This window comes from Psychrobacter sp. 78a-MNA-CIBAN-0178, assembly GCF_040309625.1.
GTDB lineage: Bacteria > Pseudomonadota > Gammaproteobacteria > Pseudomonadales > Moraxellaceae > Psychrobacter > Psychrobacter okhotskensis.
In genome coordinates this window covers 1-902 of sequence record NZ_JBEOOZ010000069.1, presented here as the reverse complement: position 1 = coordinate 902, position 902 = coordinate 1, and the positions used below count along the sequence as shown (strand labels likewise).

Sequence of the window (902 nt, the reverse complement as noted above, 5' to 3'; positions counted from 1 at the left end):
GTGCTAGGGTTTAGAACGCCTCTTGAGGTAAAATCTAGCTTCGGGTGCGTTGCACTTCAATGTTGAATCCAAGAGATAATTAAAGCTAAAATCCTGCTTTTAGAGGAAAAGTTCTAATTGCAGGCGACTGATTAAATGTAACTTGCCGTTATAGGACAATGAGAAAAAACCTATTATCGGCCATTTGAAAGAGAATTACTCTGACACACCAAACTCTTTCAAGATAGCATTTCTATTTAACTCAGACTGCAAATGTTTAAGATGAGCAATTTCAATTTGAGCACACATTATTTCAATGTCAGGAGGTGGGTTCATTTCCCCAGCCATGGGAAAACTTGCATCAAGTGCAAATTTCTCATCCTTAGGCAAAGGTAAGAACCTATAGTACCCTGGAGATAGAAACTCTCTAGCCACAGTATCTATCTTAACAGCAGAACCAACAATGACCTTCTTCCCATCAAGCACCTCATAGTAAGGAACAGAACGATCTACATAAGTATGACGGCTAATAGGACATTGAAAATATAAAAGCCTGGCTTCCAATTCCTTCACACCTTCAGTAGAAAGATCATAGGCAATCAAAGCAGTGTAGTGGTTCATGCCAGTCTCAGCATCTCTCAAAATCTTGGCACTAGCAATAAGAGGCCTAGCGAGCAGCAGTGTCCCTTTACCGAGAATAATTTCTTGAACTGACTCCATATCAGACATATCGATAACCGTACCAAGCGACATACTGGGAGGTTCAGAAGTGTTCACTTGAACAACCTCAGGGAAACAAGGCACAGAGAAAGCTAATAATCCACACAGAGCTAAAAATTTAGTAAACATACCCCACTCTCAACTTTAAAAGTGATTGAAAAAAGAAGAGCACCTCACTAATCTATTGTTTTCGACCAAGAATA

At 39.7% G+C, this 902-nt stretch carries 1 protein-coding gene; it reads right to left on the bottom strand.

Going from position 1 to position 902, the window contains the following annotated elements; translation table 11 throughout:
* Positions 1 to 195: 195 nt before the first annotated feature.
* Positions 196 to 828, bottom strand: a complete 633-nt coding sequence (locus AAEY80_RS14260; protein WP_201567700.1) for a hypothetical protein — start codon at positions 826 to 828, stop codon at positions 196 to 198.
* Positions 829 to 902 lie beyond the last annotated feature (74 nt).

Coding starts and splice junctions, on each gene's coding strand:
- AAEY80_RS14260 (WP_201567700.1), bottom strand. CDS start 828: ATGTTTACTAAATTTTTAGCTCTGTGTGGATTATTAGCTTTCTCTGTG.